Origin of the sequence: uncultured Brevundimonas sp. (assembly GCF_937870815.1) — a bacterium.
Lineage (GTDB): Bacteria > Pseudomonadota > Alphaproteobacteria > Caulobacterales > Caulobacteraceae > Brevundimonas.
On record NZ_CALMZS010000181.1, the window covers coordinates 1 to 16,864 of the forward strand.

Sequence of the window (16,864 nt, forward strand, 5' to 3'; positions counted from 1 at the left end):
TCGAGCTCTTCCGGCTGGGTGTTCAGGTTGGGCGTCAGCAGGCGGCGGGCCATGTATTCGTACAGCGAGTCGAGGCCTTCGGCGATCTGGCCGCCGACTTCGCGGTCGAGGCTGGGGCGCAGGCCGTTTTCGATGATCTGGATCGCCTTCGAGATCGCCGCGCCTTTTTCCGGGATATTGCCTGCCTTCATGTGCGTCAGCCCGTTGCGCACGGCCGTGAGGGCGCCGTCGTACAGCATGACGATCAGCTTGTGGGGGCTCGCGGCCATCACGCCGGTTTCGACACCGACCTTGGCGTAGGCATTCGCGCCGCTTTTCATTGATCCGAACATGGTATTCCTTCCAAATGCCGTAGTTATCCGACTGCTTAGCTCGACGACAAGTTACTCAGTTGAGCTAATTGTTGCGTTAAATAGTTGCTAGTGCTCATCATGCGAGCGATTGATGTGTCCAGCGCAGTAAATTGCGCGCGCAGGCGTTTTTCGATGCCAGCCAGCTTCACGTTCATCGCATCGCGCGACTTGCCGATGTCCTTGATGGTGTTTTGCAGGCTGCTGGTCTGGCCATTGATCAGGCCAGTCGAGCTGGTGAAGTTGTCGACCAGCTTGGTCAGGATGTCGGCGTAACCCTGCGAGAAGCTGACGGTGCCGCGGTCGGCCGGCACAGGGCCGCCGGTAATCTCGATCTTCAGGCCCGACAGGGTCGAACCGATGCCGGCCGTCAGCAACTGGCCGGAACCCGTTGCAGGAACGCCGTCGATGGTGCCTGCCACATCGACGCCGTCGGTATCGGTCTGGGTGCCCAGCAAGCCGGCCGCGGCGCTGCCGCTGACGTCGACTTTCGACGCCGAGCCGTAGCGGTTCGACATGATGGTCAGTTTGCCGTCAACGTCGGCGCTGACCGCGACCGTCACGCCGGCGGCCTTGAATTCGGAGGCGCCGTTGATGGTCGTCTGCAAGTAGGCAGCAAGCGAAGTTGGGGTGTAGGTGTTCGGCGCGAGGGTCAGGCTGGTGCTGATGCCGTCGACGCTCATGTTCAGCAGGTCGTTGGCGCCGCCGGTGATGGTCAGCCGGCCCATGTCGTAGCTGGCCTCCCCGAACACCGCCATCTGCTCGATGTCGTAGGGGATGTCGGCGTTGTAGGGCGAATTGAGCGGGAAGCCGTTGGCCACGGCCGCCGATGTGCCAGCGCCGAAGCTGGCGTCGGTGTAGGCGTCATAGCCCGGCGTCGGCAGGCGCTGGCCGTAAACGCGGTCGACCTGGGAATAGAAGGCGCCGACCAGCCACTGGAAGGGGCCGTCCCCGCTGGAGCTGAGCCGCAGCTCCTGGGAGAACTGCTGAAGGTCGGTGGTGTCGACCAGGGTGGAAGGCAGGGTCACCGCCGCATCGGGGAAGCCCAGGTCCACCGACACGCTGCCGGTGAGGGAACTGGCGTCCCGGTTCAGGACAATGGCGCGGTCGATGTAGCTGGTCACCGAATCGAGCGTCACGGAGCCGAGGTCGAAGCTGGCGGTGACATCGGTCAGCAGGGTGTCGTCGGCGAAACTCTCGTCGAGCAGCAGATACTGCTCCCGCTCGCCCAGGGTGACGGGGGGCCGGGTCGTGGTGAAGGGGTTGGCGAAGAGGTTGAAGGCTTCCTGACGGTTGAAGCCGTCCGCGCGGATCTCCTGGTAGACGATCCGCGGCGTTATGCGGACGACGTCGTTGGGCTGGAACAGCAGGGCGATCCGGCCGCCCGAACGGTGGCCGCCGTTGACGTTGTCCTCGCGGGGGCCGCCCTCGCGCAGGGCGTCGACATAGCCGCCGTAGCTCGTGTGATAGCCCACCGCGCGCAGGGCCAGGGTCTCGCCGAGGGGCAGATTGACGGCGCCCTTGAGGTGGCCGCCGAGCGCGTCGCCGTCGACCTGGTTGAGGTTCCCCTCCAGCAGGCCGCCGGTCTCGTTCAGCCGGGGCTGGTTGGTGATGTACCGGATGGTGCCGCCGACCGAGCCCGAACCGAACAGCGTTCCCTGCGGGCCGCGCAGGGTCTCGACCCGGTTGAGGTCGAACAGATCGAGGTCGGGGGTGAACAGCGACAGCGAGATCACCGATTCGTCGAGATAGACGCCGACCTGCTCCTTGACCCCCGGCTGGTCCCGCACCACCTGGCCGGCCGAGACGCCGCGCACCGACACCTGGCTCTGCCCCGGCCCGAGGTTCTGGATGGTCAGGCCCGCCACATTGCGGGACAGGTCCTCGAGGTTGACCGCCCCGGAGCGCTGAATGTCCTCCTGGGTCTGCGCATTGATCGAGAAGGGCACGTCCTGGATCAGGGCGTCGCGCTTGGTGCCGGTGACGATCACATCGCCGAGGTCGGCGGCGGCCGGATCCTGCGCCGCCGCGACGGCCGGAGCGGCCAGAGCCACGGCCAGCGAGGTGGCGGCCAGAAGGGCCCGCCTGGACCTCCCGCCAAGGTTCGATTCACGGTCCATAGGCAACCCCCTACTCTTGTTCCTGACTCGGACCGTAGCCAGAAAATCCGAACAGCGATAGGTCGTCTTTCGGTGTTTGAACGGAGCGACCCCGGCCCGGCGGAAGCGCACCGGCGCGAGCCCCCGTCACCCCGTCGGGGCGGGTCCGGGACGGGGCATGGCCCTATGTCGCGGAGCGCCTGCGTTGACTCGCCGGGGATCGGCCCCGACAAGACGCGGATGACCATCCGGATCCTGTTTCTGGGCGAGTTCGGCGTCCGGTTCGGGCGCGAGCACACGCTGGACTGTGCGGAGCCCCTGAGCGTCGCCGAGCTGCGCGGGCGGATCGGCGCACAGGTCGAGGGCGCCGGCGCGGTCCTGGCGCGGCCGGACACCCGGCTGGCGGTCGACCAGACCATCGTCCCGGACAGCGCCCGCGTCGGGCCGGGCCAGGAGGTCGCCGTCCTGCCGATCTTCTCGGGCGGCTGAGATGGCGGTCACGGCCCTCCTCACGCGACAGCCGCCCGCGCCGGAGGCGGAGCTCGCGGCCTTCCTCGCCGGCCGCACGGTGGACGGGGCGGTGGTCGCCTTCGTCGGCCTGGCCCGCGACGAGTCCCGGTCCGGACCGGTCACCGGCCTTTATCTCGACCACTACCCCGGCTTCACGGAGCGGTCGCTCGAGCGCATGGCGGCGGACGCCGATGCACGCTTCGCGGTCAGCGACATCCGCGTCATCCATCGCTGCGGCGAGGTCGCGCCGGGCGAGCCGATCGTCTTCGTGGCCGTGGCCGCGCCCCATCGCCGCGCCGCCTTCGAGGCCGCCGACTATCTGATGGACCGGCTGAAGACCGAGGCGGCGTTCTGGAAGCGGGAGGACGGCCCCGACGGCCCGCGCTGGATCGAGCCGACCGACCAGGACCGCGCGGACCGACAGAGATGGAGCGACTGATGCCCGGGATCGACGAGAGCTTCGACTTCCATCCGCTGAGCATCGCCGTGCTGACGGTGTCGGACACCCGCACGCCGGAGACCGATACCTCAGGCGGCCTGCTGGCCGAGCGGCTGACCGCGGCCGGACACCGGCTGGCCGGCCGGGCGCTGGTCCGCGACGACGTGCCGGCGATCCGCGCGCAGGTGCAGGCCTGGGTCGACGATCCCGGGGTGGACGTGATCCTGACCACCGGCGGCACCGGCTTCGCGCCGCGCGACGTCACGCCCGAGGCGGTCAAGCCGCTGTTCCGGCGCGAGATGGACGGCTTCTCCGTGGTCTTCCATCAGGCCAGCCTCGGCACGGTCGGACTGTCGACCCTGCAGTCGCGGGCCTTCGCCGGCCAGGCCGGCGACAGCTTCGTCTTCTGCCTGCCGGGATCGACCGGAGCCTGCCGCGACGCCTGGGACCTGGTGCTGGGCCTGGAGCTGGACAGCCGCTACCGGCCCTGTTCGCTGGCCGGCCAGATTCCGCGACTGCGCGAGGTCTGCGCGTGAGCGGGCTGAGCCACCTCGACGCCGCCGGCCGCGCCCGCATGGTCGACGTCACCGGCAAGCCGGCGACGGACCGGACCGCGGTCGCCGAGGGGACCCTGACCTGCGCCGCCGCCACGGTCGAGCGCGCGCTCGCCGGGGACGCGCCCAAGGGGGCGGTGGTCTCGACCGCCGAACTGGCCGGCGTCATGGCGGCCAAACGCACCGCCGAACTGATTCCGCTGTGCCACCCGCTGCCGCTGAGCCAGGTCGCGGTGACGGTGACGCCCGACCGGGCCCTGCCGGGCTTCCAGATCCGCGCCGAGGTGCGCACCCGCGGGCAGACCGGGGTCGAGATGGAGGCCCTGACCGCGGTCGGCGTGGCCGGCCTGACCCTGTTCGACATGCTCAAGGCGATCGACCGCGCCATGGTCATCGGCGCCATCCGGGTCACGCACAAGAGCGGCGGCCGCGGCGGCGAGCGGCGCGAGGAGGCGGCCCCGTGATCGGCTTCGACGAGGCCCTGGCCCGGGTCGAGGCGGCGGCGACGCCCCTGGGCCGCGAGACCGTCGCCCTGGCCGGGGCCGGCGGCCGCGTGCTGGCCGCCCCGGTCGTGGCGGAGCTGGACTCGCCGGCCTCGGACACCTCGGCCATGGACGGCTATGCGGTGCGCGCGGCCGAGGTGGCCGACCTGCCCGCCCGGCTGCGGGTGGTCGGCGAATCCTTCGCCGGGCGCGGCTTCGACGGGCGGATGGGGCCCGGCGAATGCGTGCGCATCTTCACCGGCGCGCCCATGCCCGAAGGCGCGGACCGGGTGATCATCCAGGAGATCGTGCGCCGCGACGGCGACGCGGCCCTGTTCGGCCACGCCGTGGGCGGCGGCCGTCATGTGCGGCCGCTGGGATCCGACTTCCGCGCCGGCGAGGTGCTGCTGGCCCCCGGCCGCCGCCTCGACGCCCGGGCCATGGTCGCCGCCGCCGCCGCCGACCGGGCGACGGTCGAGGTCTGGCGCCGGCCGCGGGTGGTCGTGCTCGGCACCGGCGACGAACTGGCCGAGCCGGGAACGGCGGCCGGGATCCCCGGGTCCATTCCCGAAAGCGTGTCGTTCGGCGTCGCCGCCCTGGTCGCGCAGTACGGGGGCGAGACGGCCGGCCGCCGCCGCCTGGGAGACGATCCCGCGACCCTCGAGGCGGCGGCGGCGGCGGCCCTGGACGAGGCCGACCTGGTCGTGGTCACCGGCGGGGCCTCGGTCGGCGAGAAGGACTACGCACGGGCGATGTTCGGACCGGCGGGGCTGGAGCTGATCATCGACAAGGTGGCCATCAAGCCGGGCAAGCCGGTCTGGATGGGCCGGGCCGGGGGCCGTCTGGTGCTGGGCCTGCCCGGCAATCCGACCTCGGCCATGGTCACCGGACGGCTGTTCCTGGCCCCGCTGGTCGCCGGGCTTTCCGGCGCCGCCGCCGGCTCGGCGCTGGACTGGCGGGCGGCCCCGCTGGGCGCGGCCCTGGCCGCCTGCGGCGATCGCGAGACCTTCCACCGGGCGGCGTGGCGCCGGGGCCGGGTCGAGCCGCTCGCCGACCAGGACTCCAGCGCCCAGAAGGCCCTGGCGGCGGCCGACCTGCTGATCCGGCGGCGGCCGGGCGAGCCGGCGGCGGCGGCCGGCGAGGCGGTCGAGACCCTCGGTTTCTGATCAGCCCAGCCGCGCCTCGGCCGCGGCGAGGTCCTCGGCCGTGTTGATGTTGAAGAAGGGGTCGGCGGGCTCGACCGGCCAGTCGACCGCCGTGAACCCCGCCGCCTCGGCGAAGCCCCTCAGCGAGCGACGGCCGGAGGCCGCATAGGCCGGCAGGCTGTCGAGGGCCGCGACCCGCCACAGGCCGCAGACCGGATGCAGTCGGCCGCCGCTGGCGGCGATGGCGGCGACATGGGGGCCGAGCGCCGCGCCGAGCCGGGCGGCCAGGTCCGGCGGCGCGAAGGGCATGTCGGCGGGCAGCGTCAGCACGGCGGCCCGGCCCTGTTCGCGGGCGTAGGCGAGGGCCGCGGCCAGACCGCCCAGGGGCCCCTCGACCGGCGCGTCGAGGATCACCGTCGCCGCGCCGGCGTCCCCGGCCTGCGCCGGGTGGCGGACGGCGAGCCCGACCCGGTCCGAAAAGGCCCCCGCCCGGGCCAGGGCGTGGGCCAGCAGCGTGCGGCCGCCCAGCCTGCGCTGCGGCTTCGCCCCGCCGATGCGGCGGCCCTCCCCCCCGGCCAGCACCACGGCGGCGATGTCCTCGACGGGCGTCATGTGAAGATCAACTTGGCGCCGGCCAGCAGCAGGACGGCTCCCAGGAGCACGAGAAGCCACGGCCGGGGCAGGCGATGCAGGCCCAGCCATGTTCCGCCCACCGCCCCCAGGGCCACGGCGGCGACGAACAGGGGCAGGGCCGGCGGCAGGGCCGGCCAGACGCCGAGATTGCCCGCCAGGCCGGCGATCGAATTGACGACGATGAAGACTGCGGAGATCCCGGCGGTGCGCCGCGGCTCCTCCCACCCGAACAGCAGGATCAACGGGCTGAGGAAGATGCCGCCGCCGGTGCCGGTGAGGCCGGCCAGAAGGCCCAGCCCGGCCCCGGCGGGCAGCGCGATCCAGGCCCGGGGCGGGCGCACCGCGCGGGCCGCGGTCCACGCCGGCCGCCACAGCATCCGCGCCGCGGCGAACCACAGCACCGCGCCGAGCAGCGGACGGTAGGCCTCGGGCGGCAGGGCGACGCGGCCGCCGAGCCAGGCCATGGGCACGGCCGGGACCGCGAAGATGAGGAACAGGCGCGGGTTGAACTGGCCGGCGCGCAGATAGGAGGCCGCCGCATAGCCGGCCACCACGAGGTTGAGGGCCAGGGCGGTCGGGCGCATCACCTCGACGGGCACGGCGAACAGGGCCATCAGGCCGAGATAGGCCGAGGCGCCGCCGTGGCCGACCGAGGCGTAGAGGGCCGCCGCCCCGCCCATCAGCAGGGCGAGCAGGATCACCGTCGGCAGGTCCACGCCCCCTCCGTCAGCCGCCGACGTCCGCCATGCGGCGGAGGTCCCCGGACTGCGCGAGCATCAGGCCGTGGCCCCGCGCCTTGGTCGGGAGGGCCTCGAGAATCCGCGCCTCGAGACGGCCGGGATCGACCTCCTCGCCGAGGAGGTCGCGCAGGTCCACCCCGCCCTCGCCGAACAGGCACAGCCGCAGCCGCCCGCGGGCGGTGACCCTCAGCCGATTGCAGCCGTCGCAGAAATGGGCCGCGTAGGGGGAGATCAGGCCGAAGCGGCCCCTGTAGTCGGGATGGGCGTACTCCACGGCGGGCCCGTCCTCCGGCCGGCGCGGCAAGGGGGTCCAGCCGCGCTCGGCCAGCCACCGGCCGACCACGGCGCCGCCCAGATGCTGGCGCTCGAAGACATCGACATTGTCGAGGGTCCGCATCAATTCGATGAAGCGGACCGTGGTCGGCCGATCCCGCAACCAGGCGGCGAATGGCCCGATGCCCGCCTCGAAGGTGTCGCGCATCAGCACCGCGTTCACCTTCACCGCGGCGTCCAGGGCGATGGCCTGGTCGATCCCGGACAGGATGTCGGCGAGGCGGTCGTGGCCGGTCAGCCGGGCGAAGGCGTGCGGGTCCAGCGAATCGACGCTGACATTGAGATGGGTCAGGCCGGCGTCGCGCCAGGCCCCGATCCGTTCGGTCAGCTTCCAGCCGTTGGTGGTCATGGCCACCCGGCTGACGCCCGGCGTGTTCGCCGCGCCGGCGATCATCGCCGGCAGGTCCGGGCGCACCGACGGCTCGCCTCCGGTCAGGCGCACCTTGGTCACCCCGAGGGCGGCGAAGCCGGCGACCAGCCGGCGGACCTCGGCCACTGAAAGAAACCGCGCCTCCGGATCGCGCGCATAGCCGTCGGGCAGGCAGTAGAGGCAGCGGAAATTGCACACTTCCGTGATCGACAGGCGCAGGTAGCGGAAACGGCGGCCGAAACTGTCCGTCAGGCCCGCCCGCCCTCGTTCCGCCCCGTCCGGACTCACCGTTCACGCCTCATCATCATCCGTCCCGTCCCGGGCGGCGGGCCTGCCGCAAAACACCCTACCGTCGTCCGGGGGGGCCACGGCAAGCATATTTCGCCAAGGCCCAGCTTGTTCTCGAACAAAGACCATGATCACGTGAAGGGTATCGAACGGACGATGTCAGCTTGGCGTCGGCGTCTCCAGACGCCTCCCTCCCCTTCGAAGGCTATCCAATGACGGACGAAAGTCCCGCGATCCAAGGCAGCCGGACCGCCCTGTGGGCCAGCACCTTCGCCTTCACCGTCTGCTTCGCCGTCTGGACCATCTTCTCCATCATCGGCCTCGACATGAAGACGGAGCTGGGTCTGTCGGAGACCCAGTTCGGCCTGCTGGTCGGCACCCCGATCCTGACCGGCTCGCTGACACGGGTGCTGCTCGGGGTCTGGACCGAACAGCTGGGCGGCCGGCGCATGCTGGCCCTGGTGATGCTCACCGCGGCTCTGGCCACCCTGCTGCTGTCATTCGCCGACACCTACATCGAGATGCTGCTGGCGGCCCTGGGCGTCGGCCTGGCCGGCGGCGCCTTCGCGGTCGGCGTCGCCTATGTGCCGAAATTCTTTCCGCCGCGGCTGCAGGGCACCGCCCTCGGCGTCTTCGGGGCCGGCAATGTGGGCGCGGCGGTCACCAAGTTTCTGGCCCCGGTGGTCATGGTGGCCTGGGGCTGGCAGGCGGTGGCGCAGATCTGGGCGCTGGCGCTGGCGGTCACCGCGGTCGCCTTCTACCTGGTCACGCAGGAGGACCCGGACACCGTGGCGCGTCGCCGGGAGGGCCGCAGGCCGGTCCCGGCGGCCCAACAGCTGGCGGCCCTCAGGAACCTGCAGGTCTGGCGCTTCGCCCTCTACTATTTCTTCGTCTTCGGCGCCTTCGTCGCCCTCGCCCTGTGGCTGCCGCGCTACCTGATCGGGGTCTACGGCCTGGACGTGAAGACGGCCGGCATGCTGGCGGCCTTCTATTCGGTTCCGGCCAGCCTGTTCCGCATCTACGGCGGCCGGCTGTCGGACAAGTACGGCGCCCGGGCGGTGCTCTACTGGACCTTCGGGGTCTCGGCGCTGTGCCTGTTCATGCTGTCCTACCCGCCGACGGACTACACCGTCCACGGGGTCCGCGGCCCGATCAGCTTCTCGACCTCGATGGGCCTGGCGCCCTTCCTGGTGACCCTGTTCGTGCTCGGCTTCTTCATGAGCCTGGGCAAGGCCGCGGTGTTCAAGCACATCCCGGTCTACTACCCGAAGCAGATCGGCGCGGTCGGCGGCCTGGTCGGCATGGTCGGGGGCCTCGGCGGCTTCGTCCTGCCGATCGTGTTCGGGGTGATGAACGACCTGACCGGCGTCTGGACCAGCTGTTTCGCCCTGCTGTTTCTGATCGTCACCGTGTCGCTGCTGTGGATGCATTTCGCGGTCCGGCAGATGGAGGCCAAGGCGGTCCGCGCCGGACAGGAGCTGACGGCGCTTCCGGAACTGCCGGAGATGGAGCCGATCCACGAGCCCGCCCGGCCGCTGCTGGACACCCTGCGCAAGGCGCGCGCCGGCCTGCTCAGCGACTGGCGCCCCGAGGACGCGGACTTCTGGCGGACCATCGGCCGTCCGATCGCCCGCCGCAATCTGTGGATCTCGACCTACTGCCTGCTGCTGGCCTTCGCCGTCTGGATGGTGTGGAGCGTCGTGGTCGCCCAGCTCCCGCGGCTCGGCTTCGCCTTCACCACCGACCAGCTGTTCTGGCTGGCCGCCCTGCCCGGCCTGTCCGGCGCGACCCTGCGGATCTTCTACGCCTTCATGGTGCCGGTGTTCGGCGGCCGGCTGTGGACGGCGGTGTCGACCGCGTCCCTGCTGATCCCCGCCTTCGGCATCGGCTATGCGGTGCAGGATCCGGACACCCCGTTCCTGATCTTCCTGGTGCTGGCGCTGCTCTGCGGCTTCGGGGGCGGCAATTTCGCCTCGTCCATGGCCAACATCAGCTTCTTCTTCCCCAAGGCGGAACGCGGCAACGCCCTGGCCCTGAACGCCGGGCTCGGCAATCTCGGGGTCAGCGTCATGCAGTTCCTGGTGCCGATCGTCATCACCTTCTCGATCTTCGGCGCGCTCGGGGGGCCGGCCCAGACGGCGGTGGACGACGGATCGCGGCTGTGGCTGCAGAACGCCGGCTTCATCTGGGCGCCGTTCGTCATGGTCGGCGCGCTGGCGGCCTGGTTCGGGATGAACGACATCGCTTCGGCCAAGGCCTCGTTCGCGGACCAGGCGGCGATCTTCCGGCGCGCCCAGACCTGGCTGATGTGCTGGCTCTACACCGGCACCTTCGGCTCCTTCATCGGCTTTTCGGCCGGGTTTCCCCTGCTGGCCCGGATGGCGTTTCCCGAGGTCAATTCGCTCCAGTACGTGTTCCTGGGGCCGCTGGTCGGGGCCCTGTCCCGGGCCGGCACCGGCTGGGTCTCCGACCGCTGGGGCGGGGCCCGGGTCACCCTGTGGGTGTTCGTCGGCATGATCGCCGCGGTCGGGGCCATGCTCTACGCCCTGTCGGCCGGGACCTTCTGGGGCTTCTTCGGCAGCGTCGTCGCCCTGTTCTTCCTGACCGGGGTGGGCAACGCCTCGACCTTCCAGATGATCGGCCCGATCATGACGCTGGAGACGGCGCGCCTGGCCCCCGAGCTGGCCCCGGCCGAACAGCGGGTGCGCGCCGACCGCGAGGCCGCCGCCATCGTCGGCTTCACCTCGGCCATAGCCGCCTTCGGGGCCTTCTTCATTCCCAAGGCCTACGGCGCCTCGATCGACGCCACCGGCGGGCCGGAGACGGCCCTCTGGGCCTTCATGGCCTTCTATCTGACCTGCGCGATGCTGACGTGGTTCGCCTACGTCGGGCCGCGCGGGCTGTTGCGGGCGACCGAAGCCGGCCGCGCCGCGCCTCCTCTTCCTCCAGCCCCATCGGAAGGCCGCCCGTCATGAGCCATTTCCTCGATCGCCTGACCTATTTCCGGCGCGACAAGGAGACCTTCTCCGACGGTCATGGCGTGACCACCCGCGAGAACCGGGACTGGGAGGACGCCTACCGCTCGCGCTGGGCGGCGGACAAGATCGTGCGCTCGACCCACGGGGTGAACTGCACCGGGTCCTGTTCGTGGAAAATCTACGTCAAGGGCGGGATCGTCACCTGGGAGACCCAGCAGACCGACTATCCGCGCACCCGCCCCGACCTGCCCAACCACGAGCCGCGCGGCTGTCCGCGGGGGGCCAGCTACAGCTGGTACCTGTATTCCGGGACACGCATCAAATATCCGCTGGTGCGGGGGCGGATGCTTCGCCACTGGCGCGAGGCCCGCAAGACCCTGACCCCGGTGGCCGCCTGGCGGTCGATCGTCGAGGACGCGGAGAAGCGCCACAGCTGGGTGTCGCGGCGCGGGCGCGGCGGCTTCATCCGCGCCGGCTGGGACGAGGTCTCGGAGATCATCGCCGCGGCCAACGCCTACACCATCAAGGAGTATGGACCCGACCGCATCGCCGGCTTCTCGCCGATCCCGGCGATGTCGATGATCTCCTATGCGGCGGGCAGCCGTTACCTGTCGCTGATCGGCGGCACGGTGCTGAGCTTCTACGACTGGTACTGCGACCTGCCGCCGTCGTCGCCGCAGACCTGGGGGGAGCAGACCGACGTGCCCGAGAGCGCGGACTGGTACAACGCCGGCTTCCTGCTGGTCTGGGGTTCGAACATCCCGCAGACGCGGTCCCCCGACGCCCATTTCTACACCGAGGTGCGCTACAAGGGGACCAAGAGCGTCGTCATCACCCCCGACTACAGCGAGGCGTCCAAATTCGCCGACCTGTGGCTGCATCCCAAACAGGGCACCGACGCCGCCCTGGCGCTGGCCTTCGGGCACGTGATCCTGAAGGAATACCACTGCGACCGGCAGACCGAGTATTTCGCCGAATACGGCCGCCGCTACACCGACTTCCCGCTGCTGGTGAAGCTGGTCGAACGTGACGGCCGCCTGGTCGCCGACCGCTTGGTGCGCGCCGCCGACTTTCCCGACCAGCTGGGCGAGACGGCCAATCCGGACTGGAAATGCGTCGGCATCGACGAGATCAGCGGCGAGATCGTCTGTCCGCAGGGCCAGTCGGGCCACCGCTGGGGCGACGCCGGCAAGTGGAACCTCGAGGAAAAGGACGGCAAGGGCGCCGACATCCGGCTGAAGACGACCCTCGCGGAGGGCTGGGACGAGGTGCTGCCGGTCGGCTTCCCCTATTTCGGCGGGACCGCGCCGGAGAGCTTCGTCTCGACCAGCCACGAGCAGATTCTCGAGCGCAACGTCCCCGTCCGGCGGGTGACGCTCAAGGACGGCGAGACCCTGGTCGCCACCGTGTTCGACCTGTTCTGCGCCAACTACGGGATCGACCGCGGCTTCGGCGGAGGCAACGTCGCCACCAGCTATGACGACGACGCACCGTTCAGCCCGGCCTGGGCCGAGAACGTCACCGGGGTGCCGCGCGAGGCGATCATCACCACCGCGCGCGAGTTCGCCACCAACGCCGAAAAGACCCGCGGCCGCTCGATGGTCATTCTCGGGGCCGGGCTGAACCACTGGTACCATATGGACATGGCCTACCGCGGCATCATCTCCATGCTGGTGATGTGCGGCTGCGTCGGCCAGTCCGGCGGCGGCTGGGCCCACTATGTCGGCCAGGAGAAGCTGCGCCCGCAGACCGGCTGGACGCCGCTGGCCTTCGCCCTCGACTGGCTGCGCCCGACCCGGTTCATGAACGGCACCTCGTTCTTCTACGCCCATACCGACCAATGGCGTTACGAGAGCCTGCGGATCGACGAAATCCTGTCGCCGACGGCGCCCGAGGGCGACTGGTCGGGGAGCATGATCGACTTCAACGTGCGCGCCGAGCGCATGGGCTGGCTGCCGTCGGCGCCGCAGCTGGAGGCCAATCCGCTCAGCATCGGCAAGGCCATTTTCGAGGCCGGGGCCGAGCCGAAGACCTATGTCTCCGAACGGCTGAAGTCGGGCGAGCTGACGCTGTCCTGCGTCGATCCCGACAATCCGCGGAACTGGCCGCGCAACATGTTCTTCTGGCGCTCGAACGTCCTGGGGGCCAGCGGCAAGGGCCACGAATATTTCCTCAAACACCTGGTCGGGGCCCTGCACGGCGTGGTCGGCGTCGACCTCGGCGAGGACGGCCACGAGAAGCCGCAGGAGGTGGTCTGGCGCGAGGAGGCCCCGGTCGGCAAGCTGGACCTGATGGTCAACATCGACTTCCGCATGTCGACGACCAGCCTCTACTCCGACATCGTGCTGCCGACGGCGACCTGGTACGAGAAGCACGATCTCAACACCTCGGACATGCACCCCTTCATCCACCCGCTGACCGCCGCGGTCGATCCGGTGTGGGAGTGCAAGAGCGACTGGGACATCTTCCGCACCATCGCCAGGAAGTTCTCGGAGCTGGCGCCGGAGGTGCTCGGCGTCGAGCATGACCTGGTGCTCACGCCGATCATGCACGACACGGCGCAGGAGCTGGCCCAGCCCTACGCCCCTCGCGAGTGGGCCAAGGGCGAGTGCGACCCCGAGCCGGGGCGCACCATGGCCAACGTCGCCCTGGTCGAGCGGAACTACCCCGACACCTACGCCAAATTCACCTCGCTGGGACCGGCGCTGGAGAAGCTGGGCAACGGCGGCAAGGGCATCAGCTGGAACACCGACGCCGAGGTCGCCCTGCTGGCCGGCCTGAACGGCGTGGTCGCGGACGGACCGGCGGCGGGGCGGCCGAACATCCTCACCGACATCGACGCCTGCGAGACCATCCTGTCGCTGGCCCCGGAGACCAATGGCGAGGTGGCGGTCAAGGCGTGGCAGGCCCTGTCGAAACTGACCGGCCGCGACCACGCCCACCTCGCCGAAGGCAAGGAGGAGGAGAAGATCCGTTTCCGCGACGTGGTCGCCCAGCCGCGCAAGATCATCTCGTCGCCGACCTGGTCGGGGCTGGAGTCGGAACACGTCTGCTACAACGCCGGCTACACCAATGTGCACGAGCTGATCCCGTGGCGGACCCTGAGCGGACGCCAGCAGCTGTACCAGGACCACCACTGGATGCGGGCCTTCGGCGAGGGGTTCGTGACCTGGCGGCCGCCGATCGACACCCGCACGGTGCGGGCGGTGCACAACAAGCTGCCCAACGGCAACGCCGAAATCCTGCTGAACATCCTCACCCCGCACCAGAAATGGGGGATCCACTCGACCTATGCGGAGAACCTGATCCTGCTCAGCCTCAACCGCGGCGGACCGGTGATCTGGCTCAGCGAGGTCGACGCCGCCCAGGCCGGGATCGAGGACAACGACTGGATCGAGGCCTTCAACGTCAACGGCGCGGTCACCGCCCGGTCCATCGTCTCCCAACGGGTGATGGCCGGCACGGCGATCATGTACCACGCCCAGGAAAAGCTGGTGAACACGGTGGGCTCGGAACTGACCGGCCAGCGCGGCGGGGTGCACAACTCGGTCACCCGCATCAACATGAAGCCGACCCACATGATCGGCGGCTATGTGCAGCTGGCCTATGGCTTCAACTACTACGGCACCGTCGGAGCCAATCGAGACGAGTTCGTCGTCATCCGGAAAATGAGTGCGATCAACTGGTTCGACAAGGCTGCCGAACCCGACCTGGAGCCCGCCGAATGAAGATCCGCGCTCAGATCGCCATGGTCCTGAACCTGGACAAGTGCATCGGCTGCCACACCTGTTCGATCACCTGCAAGAACGTCTGGACCAACCGCGAGGGGGTCGAATACGCCTGGTTCAACAACGTCGAGACCAAGCCCGGCATCGGCTATCCCAAGGACTGGGAGAACCAGAAACGCTGGAAAGGCGGCTGGGTCCGCAAGAAGAACGGCCGGATCGAACCTCGCATCGGCTCGAAATGGCGCATCCTGGCCAAGTTGTTCGCCAACCCCGACCTGCCCGAGATCGACGACTTCTACGAGCCCTACACCTTCGAGTACGAATGGCTGCAGAAGGCGCCGGAGCTGGAGGCCCAGCCGTCGGCCAAGCCGCGCTCGCTGATCACCGGCGACGTGATGACCAAGATCGAATGGAGCGGCAACTGGGAGGACGACCTCTCGGGCGAGTTCTCGAAACGGTCGGCCGACGCCAATTTCGAGGGCATCGAGAAGGAGATCTACGGCCAGTTCGAAAACACCTTCATGATGTACCTGCCCAGGCTGTGCGAGCACTGCCTGAACCCCGCCTGCCTGGCCGCCTGCCCCTCCGGCGCGATCTACAAGCGGGCCGAGGACGGCATCGTCCTGATCGACCAGGAGCGGTGCCGCGGCTGGCGCATGTGCGTCTCGGGCTGCCCGTACAAGAAGATCTATTACAACTGGTCCTCGGGGAAGTCGGAGAAATGCATCTTCTGCTTCCCGCGCATCGAGGTCGGACAGCCGACGGTGTGCTCGGAGACCTGCGTCGGGCGGATCCGCTATCTCGGCGTGTTCCTGTACGACGCCGACCGCATCAGGGAGGCCGCCTCGGTCGAGGACGAGAAGGACCTCTACGAGGCGCAGCTGTCGCTGTTCATGGATCCGAACGACCCGGCGGTGATCGCCCAGGCGCGCGCCGACGGCGTGCCCGAGGCCTGGCTCGAGGCGGCGGTCCGGTCGCCGGTCTACAAGATGGCCAAGGTGTGGAGGGTCGCCTTCCCGCTGCACCCGGAATACCGCACCCTGCCGATGGTCTGGTACGTGCCGCCGCTGTCGCCGATCCAGTCGGCGGCCAAGGCGGGCAAGATGTCGGTCAACGACGGCATGCCCGACGTCCGGTCGCTGCGCATCCCGATGCGGTACCTCGCCAACCTGCTGACCGCCGGCGACGAGGAGCCGGTCGCCCGCGGCCTCGAGCGGATGCTGGCCATGCGGTCGTACATGCGGTCCAAGACCATCGAGGGCCGGATCGACGAGTCCATCGCCGAGCGCGTCGGCCTGACCGGCGCGATCATCGACGACATGTACAAGATCATGGCGCTGGCGGCCTATGAGGATCGCTACGTCATTCCCACGGCGCACCGCGAGACCGACGAGGACGCCTATGTGCTGCGCGGCTCGGGCGGCTTCACCCTGGACCGCAACACCAACGGATCGTCCGGGCTGAACCTGTTCGGCGGACCCAAGACGACCAAACGGCGGTCGCCCTACATGGATGTCTCGACATGATCCGTTCACTGCGCGCCCTCTCGCTGCTGCTCGGCTATCCGTCGGCCGAGCTGCAGGCCCATATCGGCGACATCCGCGAGGCGCTGCGGGTCGAACGCCTGGCCCCGGAGTCGGCCCTGAAGGCGCTCGAGCCGCTGCTCGCCAGGCTGGAGACCGGGGACCTGTTCGATCTGCAGTCCGACTACACCGACCTGTTCGACCGCTCGCGCAAGCTGTCGCTGCACCTGTTCGAGCATGTCCACGGCGACAGCCGCGACCGGGGCCCGGCCATGGTCGACCTGGGCCAGACCTACATCGACCGCGGCTTCATCATGACGCTGGCGGAACTGCCCGACTATTTGCCGCTGTATCTGGAGTTCCTCGCCTGCCAGCCGTTCGCGGAGGCGCGCGACCTGCTGGGCGAGCCGGCCCATGTGCTGGCCGCCCTGCAGCAGCGGCTGGCCGAGCGGGCCAGCCCCTATGCGGCGGTGTTCGCCGCCCTGCTGGGGCTGGCGGAGGCGCGGCCGGACGCCGCGGCGCTCAAGGCCCTGCTCGAGCGCGACCCGGCCGGCGAGGCGGACGTCGACGACGAGTGGAGCGAGGCGCCGGTGACCTTCGGCCGACCGGATCACGAGGCGGGCGGGCCGACCGGCCTGGTCGCCAAAATCCGCGCGGGACGGCGTTCCGCGCCGGCCCGGACCTAGGAGGGC

General features: G+C 69.9%; 14 protein-coding genes. 9 read left to right on the plus strand and 5 right to left on the minus strand.

What is annotated here, in order from left to right; all coding sequences use genetic code 11:
- The coding region (fliS, locus tag Q0588_RS12000; protein WP_298746336.1) for a flagellar export chaperone FliS at positions 1 to 332 on the minus strand (332 nt) is incomplete at its 3' end.
- 35 nt (positions 333 to 367) lie between these two features.
- On the minus strand, positions 368 to 2,470 hold the full coding sequence (gene fliD / locus Q0588_RS12005) for a flagellar filament capping protein FliD (RefSeq protein WP_298746338.1): 2,103 nt from the start codon (positions 2,468 to 2,470) through the stop codon (positions 368 to 370).
- A gap of 219 nt (positions 2,471 to 2,689) precedes the next feature.
- Between fliD and Q0588_RS12010 the strand changes: the two genes are divergently transcribed.
- Genes Q0588_RS12010 through Q0588_RS12030 form a run of 5 tightly spaced genes read left to right on the plus strand, consistent with a single transcriptional unit; the run spans position 2,690 to position 5,600 of the window.
- Complete coding sequence (locus Q0588_RS12010) at positions 2,690 to 2,938, plus strand: MoaD/ThiS family protein (RefSeq protein ID WP_298746340.1); 249 nt, start codon at positions 2,690 to 2,692, stop codon at positions 2,936 to 2,938.
- Between the two features lies 1 nt (position 2,939).
- Complete coding sequence (locus Q0588_RS12015) at positions 2,940 to 3,398, plus strand: molybdenum cofactor biosynthesis protein MoaE (protein WP_298746342.1); 459 nt, start codon at positions 2,940 to 2,942, stop codon at positions 3,396 to 3,398.
- Complete coding sequence (moaB, locus tag Q0588_RS12020; RefSeq protein WP_298746344.1) at positions 3,398 to 3,934, plus strand: molybdenum cofactor biosynthesis protein B; 537 nt, start codon at positions 3,398 to 3,400, stop codon at positions 3,932 to 3,934. Before Q0588_RS12015 ends, moaB begins: the two co-directional genes overlap by 1 nt.
- A complete protein-coding gene (moaC, locus tag Q0588_RS12025; protein WP_298746346.1) occupies positions 3,931 to 4,416 on the plus strand; it encodes a cyclic pyranopterin monophosphate synthase MoaC in 486 nt (161 codons plus the stop codon). The genes moaB and moaC overlap by 4 nt, the downstream gene beginning before the upstream one ends.
- Positions 4,413 to 5,600: a molybdopterin molybdotransferase MoeA gene (locus Q0588_RS12030; RefSeq protein WP_298746348.1), complete on the plus strand. Its 1,188-nt coding sequence runs from the start codon at positions 4,413 to 4,415 to the stop codon at positions 5,598 to 5,600. The genes moaC and Q0588_RS12030 overlap by 4 nt, the downstream gene beginning before the upstream one ends.
- On the opposite strand, the gene Q0588_RS12035 is transcribed toward Q0588_RS12030, so the two are convergent.
- The 3 genes from Q0588_RS12035 to moaA are packed head-to-tail and all read right to left on the minus strand — an operon-like array spanning position 5,601 to position 7,943.
- Positions 5,601 to 6,191 carry a molybdenum cofactor guanylyltransferase gene (locus Q0588_RS12035; RefSeq protein ID WP_298746351.1) on the minus strand — a complete coding sequence of 197 codons (591 nt, stop codon included), beginning with the start codon at positions 6,189 to 6,191 and terminating at the stop codon, positions 5,601 to 5,603.
- Positions 6,188 to 6,928: a sulfite exporter TauE/SafE family protein gene (locus Q0588_RS12040; protein ID WP_298746353.1), complete on the minus strand. Its 741-nt coding sequence runs from the start codon at positions 6,926 to 6,928 to the stop codon at positions 6,188 to 6,190. The genes Q0588_RS12035 and Q0588_RS12040 overlap by 4 nt, the downstream gene beginning before the upstream one ends.
- A 10-nt stretch (positions 6,929 to 6,938) precedes the next feature.
- The gene (gene moaA / locus Q0588_RS12045) at positions 6,939 to 7,943 is read right to left on the minus strand and encodes a GTP 3',8-cyclase MoaA (RefSeq protein WP_298746354.1); all 1,005 of its coding nucleotides are present in this window, start codon (positions 7,941 to 7,943) and stop codon (positions 6,939 to 6,941) included.
- Between the two features lie 212 nt (positions 7,944 to 8,155).
- Between moaA and Q0588_RS12050 the strand changes: the two genes are divergently transcribed.
- Genes Q0588_RS12050 through narJ form a run of 4 tightly spaced genes read left to right on the plus strand, consistent with a single transcriptional unit; the run spans position 8,156 to position 16,858 of the window.
- Positions 8,156 to 10,918, plus strand: a complete 2,763-nt coding sequence (locus Q0588_RS12050) for an MFS transporter (protein ID WP_298746356.1) — start codon at positions 8,156 to 8,158, stop codon at positions 10,916 to 10,918.
- Positions 10,915 to 14,649, plus strand: coding sequence for a nitrate reductase subunit alpha (locus Q0588_RS12055; RefSeq protein WP_298746360.1), 3,735 nt, complete (start codon positions 10,915 to 10,917; stop codon positions 14,647 to 14,649). The genes Q0588_RS12050 and Q0588_RS12055 overlap by 4 nt, the downstream gene beginning before the upstream one ends.
- The gene (narH, locus tag Q0588_RS12060) at positions 14,646 to 16,175 is read left to right on the plus strand and encodes a nitrate reductase subunit beta (protein WP_298746362.1); all 1,530 of its coding nucleotides are present in this window, start codon (positions 14,646 to 14,648) and stop codon (positions 16,173 to 16,175) included. Before Q0588_RS12055 ends, narH begins: the two co-directional genes overlap by 4 nt.
- The gene (gene narJ, locus Q0588_RS12065) at positions 16,172 to 16,858 is read left to right on the plus strand and encodes a nitrate reductase molybdenum cofactor assembly chaperone (protein ID WP_298746364.1); all 687 of its coding nucleotides are present in this window, start codon (positions 16,172 to 16,174) and stop codon (positions 16,856 to 16,858) included. Before narH ends, narJ begins: the two co-directional genes overlap by 4 nt.
- The last annotated feature ends 6 nt before the right edge of the window (positions 16,859 to 16,864 follow it).